Source organism: Azospirillum sp. A29 (assembly GCF_042604625.1).
Classification (GTDB): Bacteria; Pseudomonadota; Alphaproteobacteria; order Azospirillales; family Azospirillaceae; genus Azospirillum; species Azospirillum palustre.
In genome coordinates this window covers 371,222-391,802 of sequence record NZ_CP170464.1, presented here as the reverse complement: position 1 = coordinate 391,802, position 20,581 = coordinate 371,222, and the positions used below count along the sequence as shown (strand labels likewise).

Sequence of the window (20,581 nt, the reverse complement as noted above, 5' to 3'; positions counted from 1 at the left end):
GCGGCGATGGCCCGACTCCGAGCGGTCACGGGACAGCGGCGGACCCTTCTGGATCGGGAATGGACGCTGACCGTCTCGGCGCCCGGCGGCCCGGAAGGCGGGGAGGGCATTCCCGCCCCGGTTCCCGGCACCGCCGCCCAGGCGCTTCAGGCCGCCGGCCTGTGGTCGGCGGAGGACCCTGCGCCGCTGCACGACAGGGATTTCGTCTACCGCACCCGCCTCAACGGCCATGGCCCCCATGTCCTGCGCTTCCACGGCCTCGCCACCATCGCCGAGGTGCGGCTGGACGGCGAGTGCATCCTGACATCCGACAGCATGTATCTGGCCCATGAGGTGCCGGTGACGCTGAACGGCGAGGCGGAGCTGTCCATCCGCTTCCATGCTCTGCACCCGGTGCTGGCGGCGAAGAAGGGCCGGGCCCGCTGGCGCCCCAAGCTGGCCGAGCCGGCGGGGCTGCGCTTCGTCCGCACCACCCTGCTGGGCCATATGCCGGGCTGGTGCCCGCCGATCCATGCCGTCGGCCCGTTCCGCCCGGTGGAGCTGGTGGAGGACACCGGCCCTTGCCGCGTGATGGCCGCTGACTTGCGCAGCGGCTATGACGGGCGGGACGGCCATCTGTCGCTGCGGCTGACGGTGGAGGGGGCCGCGGCCGGCACGACAGGGTCGGTCGAGGTCGCCGGCCACACGGCGCCGCTCGTCTTCGACGGGGTGGACGGCTTCGCCGCCGACCTGACCCTGCCGGGCGTCGAGCCCTGGTGGCCGCACACCCATGGCGAGCCGGTCCTGCACGGCGTCGCCGCCCGGATTGGATCGGTCGAAGTGGAGCTTGGCCGTGTCGGCTTCCGCTCGCTGGCCGTCGACCGCGGGGCGGACGGCACCGGCTTCGCGCTGCTGGTGAATGGCGAGCGCGTGTTCTGCCGGGGCGGCTGCTGGGTGCCGGTCGATCTGGTCGGGCTGTCGTCGGACCGCGCGGTCTACGAGCCGGAGCTGCGGCGGATGCGGGAGGCCGGCGCCAACATGGTCCGCGTCGGCGGCACCATGCTGTATGAGGGCGACGCCTTCTTCGAGCTGTGCGACGAGCTGGGCCTTCTGGTCTGGCAGGACGCCATGTTCGCCAATTTCGATTATCCGACCGACGCCGCCTTCTTGGGCAGCGTGCGTGCGGAGATCGCGCAGTTGCTCGACCGCACCCAAACCTCGCCGTCGCTGGCGGTGCTGTGCGGCGGCAGCGAGATGGAGCAGCAGGCGGCCATGCTGGGCCTGCCCCGCGCCTCCTGGACGCAAGCCGCCCTGACGGCGGTGATCGCGGAGGAGACGACGGCCCGGCGGCCCGACCTGATCCAGGTGCCGAACTCGCCCAGCGGCGGGCCGCTGCCCTTCATCGCCAATGCCGGGGTGACCCATTACTACGGCGTCGGCGCCTACATGAAGCCGCTGGAGGATGCCCGGCGGGCCGGCGTGCGCTTCGCCAGCGAATGCCTCGCCTTCGCCAACTTGCCCGAGGAGGATCCGCTCGGCGTCCCGGCGCTCCACCATCCGCGCTGGAAGCAGCGGGTGCCGCGCGACCCCGGCGCCTCCTGGGATTTCGAGGATGTGCGTGAGCATTATCTGGAGACGCTCTACGCCGTCGATCCGCGCCGCCTGCGCTACGAGGACCCCGACCGCTACCGCCGCCTGTCGCGCGCGGTGACCGGCGAGGTGATGCAGGCGGTGTTCGACGAATGGCGGCGCGCTGGCTCCAGTTGTACCGGCGGGCTGGTCTGGCAGTGGCGCGACCCGTGGCCGGGCGCAGGCTGGGGCGTGGTCGCCTCCGACGGCACACGCAAGCCGGCCTGGTACGCCCTGAGGCGCGCCTTCCGACCGCTGCGGGTGATCCTGACCGACGAGGGCGTCAACGGGCTGGCCGTGCATCTGGTCAACGACGCCGCCCGGCCGGTGGAGGCTCTGCTGCGGCTGACCGCTTGGCGTGACGGGTCGGTCCCGGTCCTGAAGGCGGAGCGTCCGGTGACGATTCCGGCGAGGGGTACGGTGGCGCTGGCCGCCGCCGAGATGTCCGACCGCTTTTTTGACACGACCTACGCCTACAGGTTTGGGCCTATCTCGCACGATGTGGTCACGGCGCAGGTGCTGCTGGCCGAAAGGGACGCGGAACCAATTGACGAGTCTCATTATTTTCCCAAGGGACGCTCGCTGCCGCGCGTCGACCTGGGGTTGACGGCAGTGGCCGAGCGCCAAGGGAGTTCAGGCGGCGACGATTGGGCGTTGCGGCTGGCGACAGGACGGTTCGCCTGTTCGGTGCATGTGGAGGACGAGCGGTTCCAGGCGGATGACGGCTGGTTCCATCTCGCTCCCGGCGTCGAGCGGGTTGTCCGCCTGCGGCCGCGGGCCGGTTCGCGGAATGGGAATGGGTCTCGGGTTGGGGTTACGGACGGGACGGCATCGGCCGGACGGATGGTGCCAGACGGCGAGGTCCATGCGCTGAACGCGCTGGCGCCCGTCCGCTACAGGGGGAACGCATGAAGCCGACACCGGTGGTGTTCGAGGGTTGTTTCGGATGGCTGCACCCGGCCGAGGGGTTGCGCGGGGTGGTCCTCTGCGGTCCCTACGGGTACGAGGAGCTGTGCGCCCACCGGGCCTGGAAGAGCTTCGCCGAAAGCTTGGCGTCCGCCGGGCTGCCGACGCTGCGGTTCGACTATCCCGGCTCCGGCGATTCGGCCGGCGACGACGGCGAGCCCGACCGGGTGCGTGCCTGGCTGGACGGCGTCAAGGCGGCGGTCCGCCGCCTGCGCGAGGACACCGGCGTCACCGACGTGACCCTGGTCGGCTTCCGCATGGGCGCGCTGCTCGCCACCGCCGCCGCGCTGGAGATGGCGGAGGACGGCCACGGCATCGACAGGCTGGTCCTGCTGTCGCCGATCACCTCGGGCCGCAAGGCGGTCCGCGAAATGCAGACCCTGTCGACCATCGTGCTGCGTCCGGTCTGCAACCCGGAACCGCCGGAGCGCTCGTCCTGGCTGAACGTCATCGGCATGCCGCTGACGCCGGAAACCGCGCTGACGCTGGGCGGCCTCAACCCCTGCGACGCACCGGCCCTGCCGGCGCCGCGCATCCTGATCGCCGACCGGCCGGAGGGGAAGACCCCGGTGAAGCTGGCCGCGCGCTGGCGCACGCTGGGTGCGGTGGCGGAGCCGATGGGCGTCAGCGGCATGATGGAGCTGACCCAGCAGCCGCAGCGCGCCCAGGCCGCCGCCGCGTTCGAGCCGGTGCTGCGCTGGATCGTCGCCGCCGCCCCGGTCGCCACCGGCGCCACCCCGCCGCCGGACCGCCCGGCCGGGCTGATGATGCCGACCGCGGTCGAACGCCCGATCTTCTTCGGCAGCGCGCCGGAGCTGTTCGGCATCTGCTGCACGCCGGTCCTGGCCGATCCGGCCGGCAACCGGCCGGCCATCCTGTTCCTGAACAGCGGCGCCACCCACCATGTCGGCTCCGGCCGCGCCACGGTGGTGCAGGCGCGGCGGCTGGCGGCGCGCGGCTACACCTCGCTGCGCATCGACGCCGCCGGCATCGGCGACAGCCCCGACCGTCCCGGCTTCCCCGACAATCTGCTCTACAACAAGGAGGTGATGGACGACGTCCGCGCAGCGCTCAACTGGCTGGAGGAGCAGGGGCACGAGCGCATCGTCGTCATCGGCCTGTGCGCCGGCGGCACGCCCGCGCTGCATGCCGGCCTTGGCGATGACCGCGTCGTCGGCCAGATCGTGCTGAACCCCGGCCGGTTCGAGATGGGCGGCGGCATCGCCGTGTCGGAGCTGATGCGGACGGTCGCCTTCCGCTCCACCAAGGAATATCTGATCGAGGCGCTGAAGCCGGCCCGGCTGCGCGCCAGCTTCCGCAAGCCCGCCCGCCTGACCGGGCTGGCCAGGCGTCTGGCCGGGCGCTTCTTCCGCAAGGTGCTTCTCCGCACCGGCCTGACCCGCCACGCGCTGCGCATGTTCCGCCGCCTGTCGGCGGAAGGCCGGCGGGTGCTGGTGGTCTACAGCAGCGGCGACATGACGCTGGCCGAATTCTACCTGCATCTGGGCGAGGGCGGCCGGGCGCTCGACGGCCTGTCCGGCATCGAGGTGGCCTATCTCGACCGCTCCGACCACAGCCTGACGGTCTGGGAGGCGCGCGACCGGCTGGACCGCATGATCGACCGCCATCTGGCCAGTCTGGACAGCGCGGCCCAGGCGGACCCCGCCGCGTCAGACCTGACCGGCTGGGGGCTGGATCTATCATCGGGAGGGCTGCCATCCGGCGAGCGGGTGGGGTAGGGAGCGCATCCGGGACGGGCACGGGAGGCGTATTGACAGGGGGTCCGGTTGCGGCGGAACGTCGGCTGGATCGCCATGTCCTGCGGAGACCGTTCCGATGCACCGGGTCGAGCTTTCGGACGTTCCGGCCGACTGCGCATTGTATCGGCAGCTCCCGGCGGCGGACTTCCACGATTCCTACCGCTTTCCCGTGCCCGATCCGGGGCTGTCGCCGCTGGAACTCCTGATCGAGGTGCTGGCCGCCAGCCCGCCCTGGATCGAGCGGATGATGTGGCTGCGCAACAAGGCGGTCCGTCTGCTCGGCCTGAAGGATCTGGGCGCGCTTGGCGCCGTCGATCCCGCCCGGCCGTCCGGCTCCTACCGGCCCGGCGACCGGATCGGCATCTTCACGCTGGTCGAAAGCCGGGAGGACGAGGTGGTGGTTTGCGACCGCGACAGGCATCTCGACGTCTGGCTGTCGGTGCGCAAGCTCCCCTCCGACGGCGACCGCCAGCTGGCGGCGGTCACCACGGTGGTGAGGACGAAGAACCGGCTCGGCAAGGCCTACATGCTGGTGGTCAAGCCGATGCACAAAATGATCGTCCCGGCCTCGCTGCGCAGCTATCTCGCCCGCAAGGCCGGGTGATTTATGTCGACAGACTCTGACCTATGCCCTCCGACCCGGACCGCATGGTGCGGGAGGCGCTACTCCGTGCGGCGCACCGCACCCGCCCGGCGTGCCTTGACGAGGGCGATGAATTTTCGCCGGAGATCGTCGAAGAAGCGGGCGGGCAGCAATCCGTAACTGACGCTGCCCGCATCGTCCGGTCGCGATGGGCGAAGGTCCGGCCCAGGCCAGACGAACCGGTTCGCCTCCGTCAGCACCACCCAGGACCGGTCCGTGTCGAGGCCGAGACGCGCCTTGGTCGCCGCCGGAATTTCGACGGCGAAGGCCGGGTCCGCCGGTGGCGAATGGGTGATCGGCAGGACCGTCACGCAAAGATCGGCCTCTTCGGTCATGGTCGTCAGGACCACGGCGCAGGGGCGGTCCTTGACCCCCTCCTCTTGTCCACGCAGATGTTCCGCCCGCCAGAGATAGCTGTAGCGGATGACGAGACCGGGAACCGGGGTGGGGAACAGCACGGCTTTCAGGACGCTTTGGGCAGTTCGTCGTCGAAGGCCTCGGCATCGGCCGGAGGGCGGGCGGCTTCCAGCGCCGCGATGTCGGCTTCGGTGAAGTCCTCCGGCCCCATGACACGCCGTTCCCGCCGCTTCAGGCGGCGGTACTCTTCGGTCGAGATCAGCACCGTGCTTTGCCGCCCGTCACGTGTCACGGTGACAGGCTGGCTCAAGGCAATGTCCTGGTATCGACTGATGTCACGTTGGAACTCGGCGTCCGACACCCTGATGACGGCCATGGCACTCACCCTCCGCAGACCACTAAAAAATTAGAGGTGCTGCATGGGTTTGTCCAGTTCCCCCTCCTTACCCCAGCAGCTCCGCCAGCGACCGCGCGACCACCTGGGTCGCCTTGCGCAGATCCTCCAGCACCAGCTTCTCGTCGGCGCGGTGGCCGTTGGCTTCCAGCAGGTCGCGCGGGCCGGCGCCGTAGAGGATGGTCGGGATGCCGGCCTCCGAATAATGGCGGGCGTCGGTGTAGAGCGGGATGCCGGTCTGGCCGACCGGAACGCCCAGAACCTCCTGCGCATGGCCGGCGAACAGCGCCGCCAGCCGCGGCGCGTCGCCGACCGAGCGGAAGGGGCGGGCCAGCAGGATGCGGCGGATGGAGACGCGGATTCCCTCCCGGCCGGCGGCGACCCCTTCGATCAGGACGCGCAGTTCGGCCTCGACCTCCGCCGGGTTCTCTTCGGGGATCATGCGGCGGTCGAGGCGGATGGTGACACGGTCGGGCACCACGTTGGTGTTGATGCCGCCCTGGATCAGCCCGACGGTCAGCGACGGGTGGGTGATGCCGGCGACGGCGGAGTGGCGCGTCGCCAGCTCCGGCCGGTGGGCATAGAGCGCGGTCAGGATGCCGGTCGCCGCCTCCAGCGCGTCATGGCCGGTGTCGGGGCGGGCGGCGTGGGCGGACTTGCCGTCGACCTGCACCTCCAGATGCAGGCAACCGTTGTGCCCGGTCACCACCGAATAGGCGAAGCTGGCCGACACCGCGTAATCCGGCTTGGAAATCCCCTGGTCGAGCAGCCATTTCGGCCCGATCTCGCCGCCGGCCTCCTCGTCGTAGGTCAGGTGCAGTTCGACCGTGCCCTTCAGCGGCGCCTTTGACTCCATCAGCGCCCGAAGCGCGAAGGCGTAGCTGGCGAAGTCCGACTTCGAAACCGCGACGCCGCGGCCATACATCACGCCGTCGCGGATCTCGGCGCCGTAGGGATCGCTCGACCAGCCCTCGCCCGGCGGCACCACGTCGCCGTGGGCATTCAGCGCGACCGTCGGGCCAGGGGTCGGGCCATCGCCAAAGCGGTGGCGGATCACCAGATTGGTGGCGCTGATCATGCCGTTGGCCCGCACCAGCTCTGCCGGCACCGGGTGGCGCTCCACCGTGAAGCCCATCGCCTCCAGCAGTTCGGCGGCGCGGACGGCGTGGGGGGCGCAGTCGCCCGCCGGGTTGTCGGACGGCACCTTCACCAGCTCCGCCAGGAAACGGACCTCCTCGTCGAAGCGGGCATTCACCGCCTCATCCAGAGTGGCGGCGAGGGAGGGGGACAGGTCGGTCATGGCAGGCGGTCCGTCACGGGATGGAGGTTGCGGGCTGGAAATGTTCGACGAAGCGGGCAAGCACGCGGGCGCCGGCCTCGGCGTCGGCGTCGGTGATGCGTTCGGCCGGGTTGTGCGAGATGCCGCGGTCGCAGCGCACGAACAGCATGGCGATGTCGGTCAGCGCCGCCACCGCCATCGCGTCGTGGCCGGCGCCGCTCGGCAGCTCCGGCGCGTCCAGCCCCTCGGCCTCGGCGGCGGCGGCGAACTGCGCCATCAGCGCTGGGTGGCAGGCGACGGCCGGGCTTTCATGCAGCGTCTCGAAGCCGATGGCGACACCGCGGGCATCGGCGATGGCCTCCAGCCGGGCGCGGACGGCGCCGACCCGTTCCAGCCGCAGGGGATCGCGGTCGGCGCGCAGGTCGATGGTGAAGCGGACCTTGCCGGCGATGACGTTGGTGGCGCCGGGCGACGCCTCGATCCGGCCGACGGTGCCGACCAGCCGCTCCTGGCCGGAGCACAGCTGCTCCACCGCCAGGATCATCTCGGCCGCGGCCGCCAGCGCGTCGCGGCGCAGAGTCATCGGCACGGTGCCGGCATGGCCGGCCATCCCCTCCACCGTCACCGCCAGCCGGGTGGCGCCGGCGATGGCGGTGACCACGCCGACCGGCCGGCCCAGCGCCTCCAGCACCGGCCCCTGTTCGATGTGCAGCTCGGCATAGGCCAGCACGTCGTCGGCCTTGTATGCGGCAGTGGCCCAGGCGGCGGGGTCGAGGCCGAAGGCGGTCATGGCGTCGGCCAGCCGCGTGCCGGCGGCATCGCGTGTCTCCAGCACCGCCGGGTCGAAGGTGCCGGCGATGGCGCGGCTGCCTATCAGCGTGGACTGGAAGCGGGTGCCCTCCTCGTCGCCGAAGCCGATCACCTCGACGGCGAAGGGCAGGCGCCGGCCGCGGGCGTGCAGGTCGGCGACCACGGCGATGCCGCTCAGCACCCCCAGCATGCCGTCATAGCGTCCGGCATCGCGCACGGTGTCGAGGTGCGAGCCGATCAGCAGGGCCGGCAGCCCCGGCCGCTCGCCTTCATAGCGGCCGACAATGTTGCCGACCGCATCCTCGCGCACGCTCATGCCTGCGTCCCGCATCCAGCCGGCGACGAGGTCGTTGGCGCGGCGGTGTTCCGGCGTCAGATAGAGGCGCGACAGCCGCCCCTCCTCCGCGCTGATCGCCGCGAGCGCGTCGATGCGGTCGAGGAGGGCCACTCCTGACAACGGAGAATCGGACAGCAGGGGATCGGGCATCGGCGGTTCCGAAATGCGCTGAGGAAGCGGGACGATGAAATCAGGACGATGGAAGCGGTTATACGCCGAAGCCGCGCTGCCGCCCTAGCCCCCGGCCGGCGAAGACAGTTTCAAAGAATCCCGGAAAGGCGCGGCCTCAGCACCGTTCGCTTGTGCCGCAGCGCAAAAAGACAGGCCGGAATTCGTTGGTGGTGCCGAATAATGCCTACCACCCTCTGGAACACTCGGGCAGACTTCATAGATGAGGATGAACAAAATCGCCCGATCAAGGGACGTATCGGGGCGCGTATTTGCTGCGAGTGCGAAAGAAACAGCTGAGGGGAGGTGCGTCCATGACGTCTTTCGATCCCGACATGCCTTTCGAGAACGCAACGCCGATTGGCCGGCCCGGTGCCGGCCTGTGGTTCAACAACCGGACCGAGCTGGTTCAGGCCCGCACGCTGGCGGGGTGGATCACGCTGCTGGCGGAGGACCGCGAGCTGGACGACCGCCAGCTGGCCGTCGCCACCGGGCTCGACATCGAGGATGTGCGCGCCGTGCGCGAGGGGGCCGTGGCGATGCTGCCGCCCCGGCTGCTGAACCGGGCCCTGGCCCGGCTGGAGGGCCGGAACGACGAAGGGCGGCTGCAATAGCTGCAAACCGCCCTTCGCCAAATCTGAAGACCGTGGCGTCGCCTCAGGCGACGGACAGGACATCCACATACATGTTGGCCGGCGCCGACAGGTGGATGCGGTACAGCATGCCGGACTGGTCGACGATGATGTCGGCGACCGGGTTCTTGGTCGACAGGTCGGTGACCGCGGCGCGGACGTTGCGCGGCAGCTGGTCCAGCTCGACGTCGCGGTAACCGGTCTTGTCGGAAAGCTTGATGGTCTTGTTGCCCATGATGGCAGATGCTCTGTTCCAGAAGGCTTGAGAGGGGATACTCGATTGGCCGCGGGACAATGGTCCCCGACGGTTAACCAACGGTTAAGCAGCCTCTCCGGTCCTTTGACCCCCGGCGCAGGGCAGCAGCGCATCCGGTGCAGGGGGCAATTGCCCCCCTGCAACCCATTGATTCAGCGCCGGTCGCGCCCGCCGCTGCCGGCCATGGCGTCCCCGTGCCGCAGGGTGTCGTCTTCCGGCAGCGGCTGCTTGCCCAGCACCATGGAGCTGTTGTCGAGCGCCGCCACCATCGCGTCCCGCGCCGGGGCGCCGGGGCCGGTCACGCTGCCCTCGCCCTGCGGGGCCGCCGGTTCCACCCGTTCGCCGATACCGGCGGAGGTTGCCCCGCCCGGCGCGGTCCGGTTGGCGACGCGCAGGTCGTTCTGGACATGGCCGACGCCCGACACGCTCTCGGCGATGTCCTCCGCCCGGCGGCGCGCGGCGCGGTCGGTCACGGTGCCGGACAGTGTCACCTCACCGCCCTCCACCTTGACCCCGATGTCGGAGGCGTCGATGTGGTGGTCGTCGGTCAGGCGCTCGTTGATGTCCTCTAGGATGCGGTCGTCGGAGCGGCGGTAGTTGCGCGGGCCGACGCCGCGATAGTGGGCCTGCGGGCTCATCTTGACGAACTCCTCGCTCCAGGGATGGCGGTGCATGGCGGCCTCCGTCTTGCCGATTCCAGGGTCCTTTCCGTTCAACAAAAGTCTTGCCGGTCGCGTTCCGGCGCACCCGTAAGGTCAGCCCTGCGGGGTGAAAGGCGATACAGGTCCGAACAGGCCGCAACCTTGGCCGTGCCCGGCTGTTCGGTCCGAAAAGCTTTCGGTCGAGGTGCGTGCCATGAAACAGTCCGAATCCAACATTGCCCTCTGGGCGATGGTCATCCTGCTGGCGGTTCTGGGGCTGGGGGCGCTGGGCGGCGGCCTGTGGCTGATCCTGCTGGGCGGCTCCTGGTACTACGCCGTCGCCGGCCTGCTATTCCTCGCCACCGCCGCCTTGCTGGCGAAGCGGTCGCCGGTGGCGCTGTCGGTCTATGCGCTGCTGGTGATCGGCACGCTGATCTGGGCCTTGTGGGAGGTCGGGCTGGACTGGTGGCCGCTGTCGGCGCGCGGCGACGTGATCGCGGTGGTGGGAGTCCTGCTGCTGCTGCCCTGGATCACCCGCCGCCTGGGCGAGCGCCAGCCGATGGCCGGCGAACCGGCGCCGGGGGCTTTTCCCGTCGGCGTCTTCCGCGGCACCGGCCTGCCGCTGACCGCCTCGCTGGCCGTCGTGCTGCTGGTCGCCGTCGCCTCCTGGTTCACCGACCCGCACCGGATCGACGGCACCGTTCCGTCACGCCAGCAGACCGCATCCGCCGCGGCTCCCGCCGGTGGCGCGGGTCCAGCGGTCCCGGACGGGGAGTGGCAGGCCTATGGCCGCACCGGCTTCGGCCAGCGCTTTTCGCCGCTGACCGGCATCACGCCGGAGAATGTGGACAAGCTCCAGGTCGCCTGGAGCTATGAGACCGGCGACCAGCGCGGCCAGCCCGGCGACCCGAAGGGAAACCACCTTCGAGGTGACGCCGCTGAAGATCGGCAACCGCCTGTTCCTCTGTTCGCCGCACCAGCATGTCATCGCGCTCGACGCCACCACCGGCAAGGAGGTCTGGCGCCGCGATCTTCAGATCGACCCCAAGCAGCTGGCCTTGCAGCACCTGACCTGCCGCGGCCTGTCCTACCGCCCGGCGTCGGAAGCCGCGACGGCCACGACCAGTGGCACCTGTGCCGCCCGGCTGTTCATGCCGACCGCCGACGGCCGTCTGGTGGCGCTGAACCCGGAGGACGGGTCGATCTGCACCGGCTTCGGCGAGAACGGGCAGGTCAATCTGTGGGCCAACATGCCGAATGTCCGGCCCGGCGCCTATTATTCGACCTCGCCGCCGGTGGTGACCGCCAAGCTGATCGTTGTCGGCGGCACGGTGCTGGACAATGTCTCGACCAAGGAGCAGTCGGGCGTCGTCCGCGCCTTCGACGCCGACAGCGGCCGGCTGGTGTGGAACTGGGATTCGGCGAAGCCGGACCAGACCGCACCGATTGCCAGCGACCAGACCTACACCGTCAATTCGCCCAACAGCTGGTCCATCGCCAGCGTCGACGAGGCGCTGGGCATGGTCTATCTGCCGCTGGGCAACCAGCCGCCCGACCAGTTCGGCGGCAACCGCAGCCCGGAGGTGGAGCGCTTCTCCTCCTCCGTCGTGGCGCTCGATCTGGCGACGGGGCAGGTGCGTTGGGTCTTCCAGACCGTGCATCACGACCTGTGGGACTATGACGTGCCGGCGCAGCCCAGCCTGATCGACCTGACCGTCAACGGCCAAACCGTCCCGGCCCTCGTCCAGCCGACCAAGCAGGGCGAGCTGTTCGTGCTGGACCGCCGCACCGGCCAGCCGGTCCTGCCGGTGACCGAGAAGCCGGCGCCGCAGGGGGCTGCCGAGGGCGACCATGCCGCCCCGACCCAACCGGTCTCGGCCCTGTCCTACGACCCGCCGCCGCTGAGCGGGGCGGACATGTGGGGGGCGACGATGTTCGACCAGCTCGCCTGCCGCATCGCGCTGAAGCGCCTGCGCTACGACGGCCGCTTCACCCCGCCGTCCTTGCAGGGCTCGCTGGTCTATCCCGGCAATTTCGGCGTGTTCAACTGGGGCGGCGTCGCCGTCGATCCCCAACGGCAGGTCGCCTTCACCACCCCGACCTATCTCGCCTTCGTCTCGCAGCTGGTGCCGCGCAAGAACGACACCGACCTCTATGTCCAGGGCGGCGAGCGGCCGCAATTCAGCCTGCCGGCGCTGAACGAGAATTTCGGCGCGCCCTATGCGGTGAAGCTCGGACCCTTCGTCTCGGTGCTCGGCCTGCCCTGTCAGGCGCCGCCCTGGGGCTATGTCGCCGCCGCCGACCTGACGACCGGCAAAGTGGTGTGGAAGCACAAGAACGGCACCACCCGCGACGCCTCGCCGGTCCCGCTGCCTTTCCGCATGGGCGTGCCCAACTTGGGCGGCCCGATGATGACCGCGGGCGGCGTCGCCTTCCTGTCGGGCACCATTGACTATTATGTGCGGGCCTACGACGTCTCCACCGGCAGGCAGCTGTGGGAGAGCCGTCTGCCGGCCGGCGGTCAGGCGACGCCGATGACCTACCAGGGCGGGGACGGCCGGCAATATGTGCTGGTGGTGGCCGGCGGGCACGGCTCGCTGGGGACCAAGGGGGGTGATTCGGTGATCGCCTACGCTCTGCCGAAGTGAAGTCCGTCCGTAGAAGGTGGTGTAGGATCGCCACTCTCCGCGATTCAACCGATCCCGAGAAGGTAGTTCATGACCATCATCGTCCATCATCTCAACAACAGCCGGTCGCAGCGGATCCTGTGGCTGCTGGAGGAGCTGGAGCTTCCCTATGAACTCCGCTTCTACCACCGCGACAAGATGACCAATCTGGCGCCGCCGGAACTGAAGGCGGTGCATCCGCTGGGGAAATCCCCGCTGCTGGAGATCGACGGACGGATCGTCATGGAGTCCGGCGCCATCGTCCAGCATCTGTGCGAGCGTGCCGGCCGTTTCCTGCCGCCGGCCGGCTCGGACGACGCGCTGCGCCATCTCCAGCTGATGCATTTCGCCGAGGGCTCGGTGATGACCCCGGTGCTGCTCGACCTCTATGTCGGGCGGCTGGGCGAGGCGGGGGCGCCGCTGCATCCCCGCATCCAGGAGCAGTTGGCCAGCCATTTCGACTATCTGGAGTCCGAGCTTCGCCCGTCCGGCCATTTCGTCGGCGACAGCCTGACCGGTGCCGACATCATGCTCAGCTTCCCGGTCGAGATTGCGATGATGAAGGGCAACCGCAGCCGCTGGCCGAAGCTGGCCGTCTTCGTCGACGCCATGCACGCCCGTCCGGCTTGGCAGCGCGCGCTCGCCAAAGGCGGCGCCTACTTCAAGTAAGCACCGATAAAAAAGGCCCGCCCCGGTCTCTCAGGGCGGGCCTTCTTCACAAAACCTGCAATCCTCAGCGCGTCGGCACCGGCGGCGTCTGCGAATAGTCGTAGAAGCCGCGGCCGTACTTCTTGCCGATCCAGCCGGCCTCGACATACTTCACCAGCAGCGGGCAAGGGCGGTACTTGCTGTCGGCAAGGCCCTCGTACAGCACCTGCATCACAGCCAGACAGGTGTCCAGCCCGATGAAGTCGGCCAGCTCCAGCGGGCCCATCGGGTGGTTGGCGCCCAGCTTCAGCGCGGTGTCGATGGCATCGACGCCGCCGACGCCCTCATACAGCGTGTAGACGGCCTCGTTGATCATCGGCAGCAGGATGCGGTTGACGATGAAGGCCGGGAAATCCTCCGCCACCGCGGCGGTCTTGCCGATGGCGAGCGTCAGTTCCTTGATGGCCTCGAAGGTCGGCTCGTCGGTCGCGATGCCGCGGATCAGCTCGACCAGCTGCATCACCGGCACCGGGTTCATGAAGTGCATGCCCATGAACTTGGCCGGACGGTCGGTCGCCGCCGCCAGACGGGTGATCGAGATCGACGAGGTGTTCGTCGCGATCAGCGCTTCCGGCTTCAGGTGCGGAACCAGCTTCTTCAGCAGGTCGCGCTTCAGCGCCTCGTTCTCGGTCGCGGCCTCGACCACCAGATCGGAGTCGCCGAAGATCGACAGGTCGGTGCCGGTGACGATGCGGCCCAGCGCCGCCGTCTTGTCCGTCTCGCTCAGCTTGCCCTTCTGGATCTGCCGGTCGAAGTTCCGGGAGATGCCGGCGAGCGACTTTTCCAGCGCCGCCTCGCTGATGTCGGACAGGACGACATCGTAGCCGGCCTGTGCACAGACCTGGGCGATGCCGCTGCCCATCTGGCCGGCGCCGATGATGCCAATCTTCTTGATCGTGGTCATGGAGGCTGTCCCGCGAAGGATGTGGGGTGGTTGGTCCGCCGCGGCGGTCACCGGTTCAATCCGGCGACCGCCGCGGCGGCCTGGATCAGCGCGCCTTACCCAAGCTTTTCCGTCAGCTCCGGCACGGCCTTGAACAGGTCCGCGACGAGGCCGTAATCGGCGACCTGGAAGATGGGCGCTTCCTCATCCTTGTTGATCGCGACGATGACCTTGCTGTCCTTCATGCCGGCCAGATGCTGGATCGCCCCCGAGATGCCGACGGCGATGTACAGCTCCGGCGCCACGATCTTGCCGGTTTGCCCGACCTGATAGTCGTTCGGCACGAACCCCGCGTCCACGGCGGCGCGCGAGGCACCGACCGCGGCACCCAGCTTGTCGGCCAGCGCCTCCAGCAGCGGGAAGTTCTCGCCCGACTGCATGCCGCGCCCGCCCGACACCACCACGCGGGCGGCGGTGAGTTCCGGACGCTCCGACTTGGTCAGCTCGGCCGAGACGAAGCTCGACAGCCCGGCGGCACCGGCGCCCGCGACCTGCTCGACGGCGGCCGAACCGCCTTCGGATGCTGCGGTCTCGAAGGCGGTGGTGCGGACGGTGATCACCTTGACCGCATCGGCCGACTGCACGGTGGCAATCGCGTTGCCGGCGTAGATCGGCCGCTCGAACGTGTCGGCGGAGACCACGGCGGTGATGTCGGAGATGGCGGCGACATCCAGCAGCGCGGCGACGCGCGGCAGCAGGTTCTTGCCGACCGAGGTGGCGCCGGCCAGCACATGGCCGTAGCCAGTCTTGGCAATCGACACCACCAGCGGGGCGACGTCTTCCGGCAGCTGATGCTCGTAAGCCGCATCGTCGGCCAGCAGCACCTTGGCGACGCCGGCCACCTTCGAGGCTGCCTCGGCAGCAGCCTGCGCGCCCTTGCCGGCGACCAGGATATGGACATCGCCGCCGATCTTGCCGGCAGCGGTGACGGCATTCAGCGTGGCGGGCTTCAGCGAGGCGCCGTCGTGGTCGGCGATGACGAGAATGTTGGCCATGGTCAGTTCATTCCCCTCAGATCACGCGGGCTTCGGTCTTGAGCTTGTCGACCAGCGTGGCGACGTCCGGCACCTTGATGCCGGCCTGACGCTTCGGCGGCTCGGCGACCTTCACCGTCTTCAGGCGCGGCGTGACGTCGACGCCCAGGCTGTCCGGCGTGATGGTCTCCAGCGGCTTCTTCTTCGCCTTCATGATGTTGGGCAGCGAGGCGTAGCGCGGCTCGTTCAGGCGCAGGTCGGCGGTCACCACCGCCGGCAGCTTCAGCTCCACCGTCTCCAGCCCGCCGTCGATCTCGCGGGTCACCGCGACCGTGCCGTCACCGGCGGCGATCTTCGAGGCGAAGGTGCCCTGGCCCCAGCCGAGCAGGGCGGCCAGCATCTGGCCGGTCTGGTTGCAGTCGTCGTCGATGGCCTGCTTGCCGAGGATGACGAGGCCGGGGGCCTCCTTCCCGACCAGCGCCTTCAGGACCTTGGCGACGGCCAGCGGTTCGGTCGTCACGTCGGTCTGCACCAGGATGGCGCGGTCGGCGCCCATGGCGAGTGCCGTGCGCAGCGTTTCCTGGGCCTGGGTCGGGCCGACGGAAACCACCACGATCTCGGTCGCCTTGCCGGCTTCCTTCAGGCGCACGGCTTCTTCGACGGCGATCTCGTCGAAGGGGTTCATGCTCATCTTCACGTTGGCGGTCTCGACGCCGCTGCCATCCGCCTTGACGCGGATCTTCACGTTGTAGTCGACCACTCGCTTAACGGGGACGAGGACTTTCATAACTCACCCTGGCTGCTGAGCGCGCGCCTGTTACGGCGAACACCGCGAAAATTGCTGTGGTTGCGAACGGACCATAGGATCTGGCATTACCACTGTCAATGACGCGCCGGACACGCAAACGGCGTCGCGTGCCGCCCCGATTGTCGCGGCAGGGGTGAATGCGCAGCGCCAATCGGAATGCGCCTACTCAACGGTTGGCGCCGGGCACCCACAGCACGTCGTCCGCCCCGTTGCGGTTCACCACCCGGCTCAGCACGAACAGGTGGTCCGACAGCCGGTTGACGTATTTCAGCGCCGCCGCGGTCACCGGTTCGTGCCGCGCCAGAACGGTCATCAGACGTTCCGCCCGGCGCACCACGGTGCGGGCCAGATGCAGATGCGCCGCCGCCGCGGAGCCGCCGGGCAGGATGAAGGAGGTCAGCGGCGCCAGACCGGCGTTCATCGCGTCGATCTCCGCCTCCAGCCGGTCGACCTGGGCCTGGACGATGCGCAGCGGCGGGTATTTCGGCTCCTCCTCCTCCGGCGTGCAGAGGTCGGCGCCCAGATCGAACAGATCGTTCTGGATGCGGCCCAGCATGGCGTCGGCGTCCGGCCAGTCGCCCCCGTGCAGGCCATGGGTGTGCAGGCGCGCCATGCCGATGACGGCGTTCGCCTCGTCCACCGTGCCGTAGGCGGCGACGCGGCGGTCGCCCTTCGGCACCCGGCTGCCGTCGCCGAGCGAGGTTTCGCCGGCGTCGCCGCCGCGCGTGTAGATCTTGGTCAGCTTTACCATGGGGGAAGCGTCAGCCTTGGGTCAGGATGGCGAGGACGAACAGCAGCAGGGCGGCGCCCTGGAGCATCACGCGCAGCCGCATCGCCTTGTTGGAGCGGCGCGGGTCGCCCCTCCCGCCGCGGGCCATGAAGAAGAGGCCGACGAACAGCGAGCCGACCACCGCCAGCATCGCCATGACCAACAGGATGGGGAAGAGAGTCTGCATCGGCTCACTATATCCCAGCATCCGGCCCGCGCCTACGGCGACGGAATCGGGACTTGGGGTAATCACCCGGTTGCCAACGCCGTTGGACTGCCTACAGTGCGCGGCGTCGGGACCGGGGGAAGCCGGCGGAACGGGCCGGCGGAACCGTTACGAATTTGGAGAAGCAGGCGATGCAGCGGCGGACTTTCCTGAAGACGGCCCTGAAGGCGACCGCGGTCACCGCGGCCGGCACCGGCGCCCTGGCGGCGCTGAGCCGTCCGGCCGTCCTGGCTGCTCCTGGGGCCGCTCCCGCCGCCGCCGTCCCGTCGGTGTCCTTCCCGATGGACTTCCTGTGGGGCGTCTCCACCTCCAGCTACCAGATCGAGGGTGCCGTCGCCGAGGATGGGCGCGGCCCGAGCGTCTGGGACACCTACAGCCATTCCTACGGGCGGATCGCCAACGGCGACACCGGCGACGTCGCCTGCGACCATTACCACCGCTATGCCGAGGATGTGGATCTGATGACGAGGGCCGGGATGAAGGCCTACCGCTTCTCCATCGCCTGGCCGCGGGTGATGCCGCAGGGCACCGGCGCGGTGAACGTCAAGGGTCTGGACTTCTACGACCGGCTGACCGATCAGCTGCTGGCCAAGGGCATCCAGCCGTGGCCCTGCCTGTTCCATTGGGATCTGCCGCAGGCGTTGCAGGACAAGGGCGGCTGGACCAACCGCGACATCGCCGGGTGGTTCACCGACTACGCGCTGGCGGTGACCGCCCGGTTGGGCGACCGCGCCCGCAACTGGGCGATGCTGAACGAGCCGTCGGTGGTCGCCATCTTCGGCCACGGCACCGGCGGGCATGCGCCGGGTCTGACCGGCCGCCAGAACTGCCTGAAGGCGATCCATCACCAGAACCTCGCCCAGGGCACTGCCCTGGCTGCCCTGCGCCAGGCCGGCGGCAAGAACTGGCGGCTCGGCACCGTGCTGTCGCTCCAGCCGTCCTGGCCGGTCGGCGGGCTCGACTCGAACTATCCCGCCTCGCTGATGTGGGACGCGCTGTGGAACCGCTCCTGCCTGGACCCGCTGTTCAAGGGCCGCTTCCCGGAGCAGCTGGAGGCCGAGTTCACCCGTATCGCCAAGCCCGACGATCTGGCCCGCATCAAGCAGCCGGTCGATTTCCTCGGCGTCAACTACTACAGCCGCATGCACCAGCAGCCGGACGGGCAGGGGCTGTTCGGCACCGGCTACGGCTCGGCGCCCGAGGGCACGCGCAAGACCGGCATGGAATGGCCGGTCGAGCCGGACGGCCTCAGCGAGATCCTGGCCGAGCTGCAGGAGAAATACGGCAACCCGCCGGTCTATGTGACGGAGAACGGCGCCGATTACCCCGACAGCGTCGGCCCGAACGGCCGGGTCGAGGACCGCGATCGCATCGCCTACCTGCGCGACCATCTGCTGGCCGCCGCCAAGTCGATCGACGAGGGCTGCAATCTCAAGGGCTACATGGCCTGGACCCTGCTGGACAATTTCGAATGGTCGGAGGGCTACCGCCGCCATTTCGGCCTCGTCCAGGTCGACCGCAAGACGATGGCCCGCACGCCCAAGGCCAGCTACGACTGGTACGCCTCGGTCATCCGCAACAACGCCGTTCCGCTGGTCTGAGCAACCGCGCTAGACTGCGGCCATGCCGACCCCCCGCCCGACCCAGCCCACCCGATTCGCCATCCAGAAGGCGCGCGGCAAGGGTTGGAAGACACTGGAGGTGGGGGAGGAGCTGGCCCACGCCAAGGCGCGCTTCGACCGGATGGTCGGCGTCAACCCGCGGGCCTATTTCCGGCTGATCCAGCTCGATTACAACGCCGACTCCGGCTATGAGGGCATGGAGTTCAACTGGACGCTGATCGAGCTGTACGACCCGACCCAAGGCGGCCGGGTCAGACCGGCGGCGAAGCCGGTTCCGCCCAAGCCCGTCCCGGCGCCCCCGCGCAAGCCGGGCAGCAAGCGCAAGGCGGACGAGGCGGTCGCCCTGCCGCTGCGCATCTATCTGGCGGTGATCCTGATCGGCACGCTGGCAGGCGGCCTCGTCTATCTGCACTTCGCCGGTGGCCGGTAGAGCCTCACTCCGCCGTGTAGCCCTTGCGGCGCATGCACTGGGCGAAGATTTCCTTGCGGTAGCCGAACTGCGGCGTTTCCGGCAGCGGGCGCAGTGGATAGCCGCGCAGGCGCATGGTGGTGTCCACCTGCTCGGTGCATTCGTCATAGGCGACGGTCGGCACGTCCCGGCTGGCGGTCCATTCGCGGTAGGCGGGCGGGCTGCTGCACCCGGACAGCAGGACCAGGGCGGACAGCGCCGCGGACAGGCAGGCCAGCCCCGGCAAGGCCGCCAGGAGTCGCGGGCCTGCGGTGTCGGTTCCGGCCCTGGCGCCGGTCATGGTCCCGGTCATGGCGTGCGTCCTGTTCCTTTTTCGCCCCCGATTTGACGCTACCACGTCCGGCCCTTTCCGATCCATTTTCGCGCACCATTTCCGGGAGCGCGCCTTTTCGGCAACGCTGCGCGGCTGACAAAGCAGACGCCGAAAAATCGCCGCCGGAAATGCGACGCAATCTGGTAACACGATCCTAGTCCCCGATTCGGGGGGAGTGTCGTGGCTCTGAAGTCGGTCTGGCGTCACGGACGAAAGGGAGAGGCAATGTCTCGGATTTCGCGGCGGGTGCATGGTGGCGCCGCGGTGGCGGCTGTCACGCTGGTGGTTTCGGCCCTGACGGTGGGAGCGCCGGGCCCGGCATGGGCCGAGGCGTCGGTCGCCGACATCCAGTGGGCGCAGACCATCCTGAAGGACAAGGGTTACAACATCGGCGGCCGGGCCAAGGGCCAGATGACGCCGGAAACCCGCTCCGCGCTCAGCGCCTATCAGAAGTCGGCGGGCCTTCCCGCCACCGGCAACCTGGATCAGGCCACCATCGCCAAGATGATGGGCGAGCGCGAGAGCAAGGCCGCGCCGACCATGGGCAGCCTGTCCAAGAGCCAGGTCGGCCAGACCCGCCACGACAAGGAGGTGGCGCCGCGCGCCGCCCCGACCGGCCGGGTCGAATCCGGCAACGAGAGCGTCGGCGGCATGGCCCAGTTCGGCGGCGCCCCGGTATCGTCCTCTTCCTCGTCGTCTTCCTCCTCTGCGTCGTCCTCGGCCAATCACAGCGCGCCCGCCGCGGCACCGGCGGCCCGTCCGTCGCCGTCTGCCGTCGCGACGTCCGGCGCGGCGCCCCAGAGCGCTCCGCGCCCGTCAGTCAACGCCCCGGCGGCCAGCGCATCCGCCAATGCATCGGCCAGCGCATCCGAGGGGCCGACTCCGCAAGCGGCACCCCGCGGAGCGGTGGCGGCGACCACGCCGGACGGCAAGCCGGCCCCGGTCGAGGAGCCGGCGGCGGTCGGCGCCGCCCCCTCGATCTGGCAGTCCAACGCGGCGCGGGCCGGCGTCGCCGGGCTGATCGCCGCGACGCTGGGCGGCATCGGCTTCGCCTGGTGGCGCAGCGGCCGCGGCGTCGATCCGCTCAGCCGGCCGCCGGCCGGCGACGACCGTCCGCGTGAAAACCGCGTCGAGCCGAGCTTCGGCACCCCCCGCCGCCGCGAGGAACTGACCACCGGCCCGCGGCTGACGGCGGAGGCCCGGCGGCGTTGAGCGTCGCTGCCCCGGTCACG

20 protein-coding genes and 1 pseudogene are annotated in these 20,581 nt (G+C 69.6%); 9 read left to right on the top strand and 12 right to left on the bottom strand.

Features of this window, described 5'->3' with window-relative positions; all coding sequences use genetic code 11:
* Positions 1 to 6: 6 nt before the first annotated feature.
* The 3 genes from ABNQ38_RS13855 (at position 7) to ABNQ38_RS13845 (ending at position 4,938) form a co-directional block, all read left to right on the top strand.
* A complete protein-coding gene (locus ABNQ38_RS13855) occupies positions 7 to 2,520 on the top strand; it encodes a glycoside hydrolase family 2 protein (protein WP_377807544.1) in 2,514 nt (837 codons plus the stop codon).
* Positions 2,517 to 4,313: an alpha/beta hydrolase gene (locus ABNQ38_RS13850; RefSeq protein ID WP_377807542.1), complete on the top strand. Its 1,797-nt coding sequence runs from the start codon at positions 2,517 to 2,519 to the stop codon at positions 4,311 to 4,313. Before ABNQ38_RS13855 ends, ABNQ38_RS13850 begins: the two co-directional genes overlap by 4 nt.
* Positions 4,314 to 4,410: 97 nt before the next feature.
* A complete protein-coding gene (locus ABNQ38_RS13845; protein WP_377807541.1) occupies positions 4,411 to 4,938 on the top strand; it encodes a DUF2867 domain-containing protein in 528 nt (175 codons plus the stop codon).
* Between the two features lie 59 nt (positions 4,939 to 4,997).
* Here the strand turns inward: ABNQ38_RS13845 and ABNQ38_RS13840 are convergent, their stop codons facing one another.
* The 4 genes from ABNQ38_RS13840 to ABNQ38_RS13825 all read right to left on the bottom strand — a co-directional run bounded on the left by ABNQ38_RS13840 (position 4,998) and on the right by ABNQ38_RS13825 (position 8,304).
* Positions 4,998 to 5,435: a hypothetical protein gene (locus tag ABNQ38_RS13840; protein ID WP_377807540.1), complete on the bottom strand. Its 438-nt coding sequence runs from the start codon at positions 5,433 to 5,435 to the stop codon at positions 4,998 to 5,000.
* A 5-nt stretch (positions 5,436 to 5,440) separates the two neighbouring features.
* Positions 5,441 to 5,710: a type II toxin-antitoxin system Phd/YefM family antitoxin gene (locus tag ABNQ38_RS13835; RefSeq protein ID WP_377807539.1), complete on the bottom strand. Its 270-nt coding sequence runs from the start codon at positions 5,708 to 5,710 to the stop codon at positions 5,441 to 5,443.
* 67 nt (positions 5,711 to 5,777) lie between these two features.
* Complete coding sequence (locus ABNQ38_RS13830; RefSeq protein ID WP_377807538.1) at positions 5,778 to 7,028, bottom strand: M20/M25/M40 family metallo-hydrolase; 1,251 nt, start codon at positions 7,026 to 7,028, stop codon at positions 5,778 to 5,780.
* A 13-nt stretch (positions 7,029 to 7,041) separates the two neighbouring features.
* Positions 7,042 to 8,304: an allantoate amidohydrolase gene (locus ABNQ38_RS13825; RefSeq protein WP_377807537.1), complete on the bottom strand. Its 1,263-nt coding sequence runs from the start codon at positions 8,302 to 8,304 to the stop codon at positions 7,042 to 7,044.
* Between the two features lie 332 nt (positions 8,305 to 8,636).
* Between ABNQ38_RS13825 and ABNQ38_RS13820 the strand changes: the two genes are divergently transcribed.
* Positions 8,637 to 8,936, top strand: coding sequence for a hypothetical protein (locus tag ABNQ38_RS13820; protein WP_098735530.1), 300 nt, complete (start codon positions 8,637 to 8,639; stop codon positions 8,934 to 8,936).
* A 43-nt stretch (positions 8,937 to 8,979) separates the two neighbouring features.
* On the opposite strand, the gene ABNQ38_RS13815 is transcribed toward ABNQ38_RS13820, so the two are convergent.
* The gene (locus tag ABNQ38_RS13815; RefSeq protein WP_295830216.1) at positions 8,980 to 9,189 is read right to left on the bottom strand and encodes a hypothetical protein; all 210 of its coding nucleotides are present in this window, start codon (positions 9,187 to 9,189) and stop codon (positions 8,980 to 8,982) included.
* A gap of 173 nt (positions 9,190 to 9,362) precedes the next feature.
* Entirely contained in the window at positions 9,363 to 9,884 is a 522-nt protein-coding gene (locus tag ABNQ38_RS13810) for a BON domain-containing protein (RefSeq protein WP_377807536.1), read from the bottom strand.
* 181 nt (positions 9,885 to 10,065) lie between these two features.
* Here ABNQ38_RS13810 and ABNQ38_RS13805 point away from each other — a divergent pair.
* Positions 10,066 to 12,499, top strand: a pseudogene (locus tag ABNQ38_RS13805) (membrane-bound PQQ-dependent dehydrogenase, glucose/quinate/shikimate family).
* Between the two features lie 69 nt (positions 12,500 to 12,568).
* Positions 12,569 to 13,186: a glutathione S-transferase gene (locus ABNQ38_RS13800; protein WP_377807535.1), complete on the top strand. Its 618-nt coding sequence runs from the start codon at positions 12,569 to 12,571 to the stop codon at positions 13,184 to 13,186.
* 64 nt (positions 13,187 to 13,250) lie between these two features.
* Here ABNQ38_RS13800 and ABNQ38_RS13795 read toward each other — a convergent pair whose 3' ends face one another.
* From ABNQ38_RS13795 to ABNQ38_RS13775, 5 genes are all read right to left on the bottom strand, one after another.
* Complete coding sequence (locus ABNQ38_RS13795) at positions 13,251 to 14,129, bottom strand: 3-hydroxybutyryl-CoA dehydrogenase (protein WP_377807534.1); 879 nt, start codon at positions 14,127 to 14,129, stop codon at positions 13,251 to 13,253.
* A 95-nt stretch (positions 14,130 to 14,224) separates the two neighbouring features.
* Complete coding sequence (locus tag ABNQ38_RS13790; protein WP_377807533.1) at positions 14,225 to 15,163, bottom strand: electron transfer flavoprotein subunit alpha/FixB family protein; 939 nt, start codon at positions 15,161 to 15,163, stop codon at positions 14,225 to 14,227.
* Positions 15,164 to 15,179: 16 nt separating this feature from the next.
* Positions 15,180 to 15,929 (bottom strand): electron transfer flavoprotein subunit beta/FixA family protein, encoded by a 750-nt coding sequence (locus ABNQ38_RS13785; RefSeq protein WP_377807532.1) that lies wholly within the window; start codon positions 15,927 to 15,929, stop codon positions 15,180 to 15,182.
* Between the two features lie 187 nt (positions 15,930 to 16,116).
* The gene (locus ABNQ38_RS13780) at positions 16,117 to 16,701 is read right to left on the bottom strand and encodes a cob(I)yrinic acid a,c-diamide adenosyltransferase (protein ID WP_377807531.1); all 585 of its coding nucleotides are present in this window, start codon (positions 16,699 to 16,701) and stop codon (positions 16,117 to 16,119) included.
* 10 nt (positions 16,702 to 16,711) lie between these two features.
* The gene (locus ABNQ38_RS13775; protein WP_377807530.1) at positions 16,712 to 16,906 is read right to left on the bottom strand and encodes a twin transmembrane helix small protein; all 195 of its coding nucleotides are present in this window, start codon (positions 16,904 to 16,906) and stop codon (positions 16,712 to 16,714) included.
* 170 nt (positions 16,907 to 17,076) lie between these two features.
* On the opposite strand from ABNQ38_RS13775, the gene ABNQ38_RS13770 reads away from it, so the two are divergent.
* Positions 17,077 to 18,546, top strand: coding sequence for a GH1 family beta-glucosidase (locus ABNQ38_RS13770; RefSeq protein WP_377807529.1), 1,470 nt, complete (start codon positions 17,077 to 17,079; stop codon positions 18,544 to 18,546).
* 22 nt (positions 18,547 to 18,568) lie between these two features.
* A complete protein-coding gene (locus ABNQ38_RS13765) occupies positions 18,569 to 18,997 on the top strand; it encodes a hypothetical protein (RefSeq protein ID WP_377807528.1) in 429 nt (142 codons plus the stop codon).
* A gap of 4 nt (positions 18,998 to 19,001) precedes the next feature.
* Here the strand turns inward: ABNQ38_RS13765 and ABNQ38_RS13760 are convergent, their stop codons facing one another.
* Complete coding sequence (locus ABNQ38_RS13760) at positions 19,002 to 19,328, bottom strand: hypothetical protein (RefSeq protein ID WP_377807527.1); 327 nt, start codon at positions 19,326 to 19,328, stop codon at positions 19,002 to 19,004.
* Between the two features lie 246 nt (positions 19,329 to 19,574).
* Here ABNQ38_RS13760 and ABNQ38_RS13755 point away from each other — a divergent pair, with 246 nt between their 5' ends.
* The gene (locus ABNQ38_RS13755) at positions 19,575 to 20,561 is read left to right on the top strand and encodes a peptidoglycan-binding domain-containing protein (RefSeq protein ID WP_377807526.1); all 987 of its coding nucleotides are present in this window, start codon (positions 19,575 to 19,577) and stop codon (positions 20,559 to 20,561) included.
* The last annotated feature ends 20 nt before the right edge of the window (positions 20,562 to 20,581 follow it).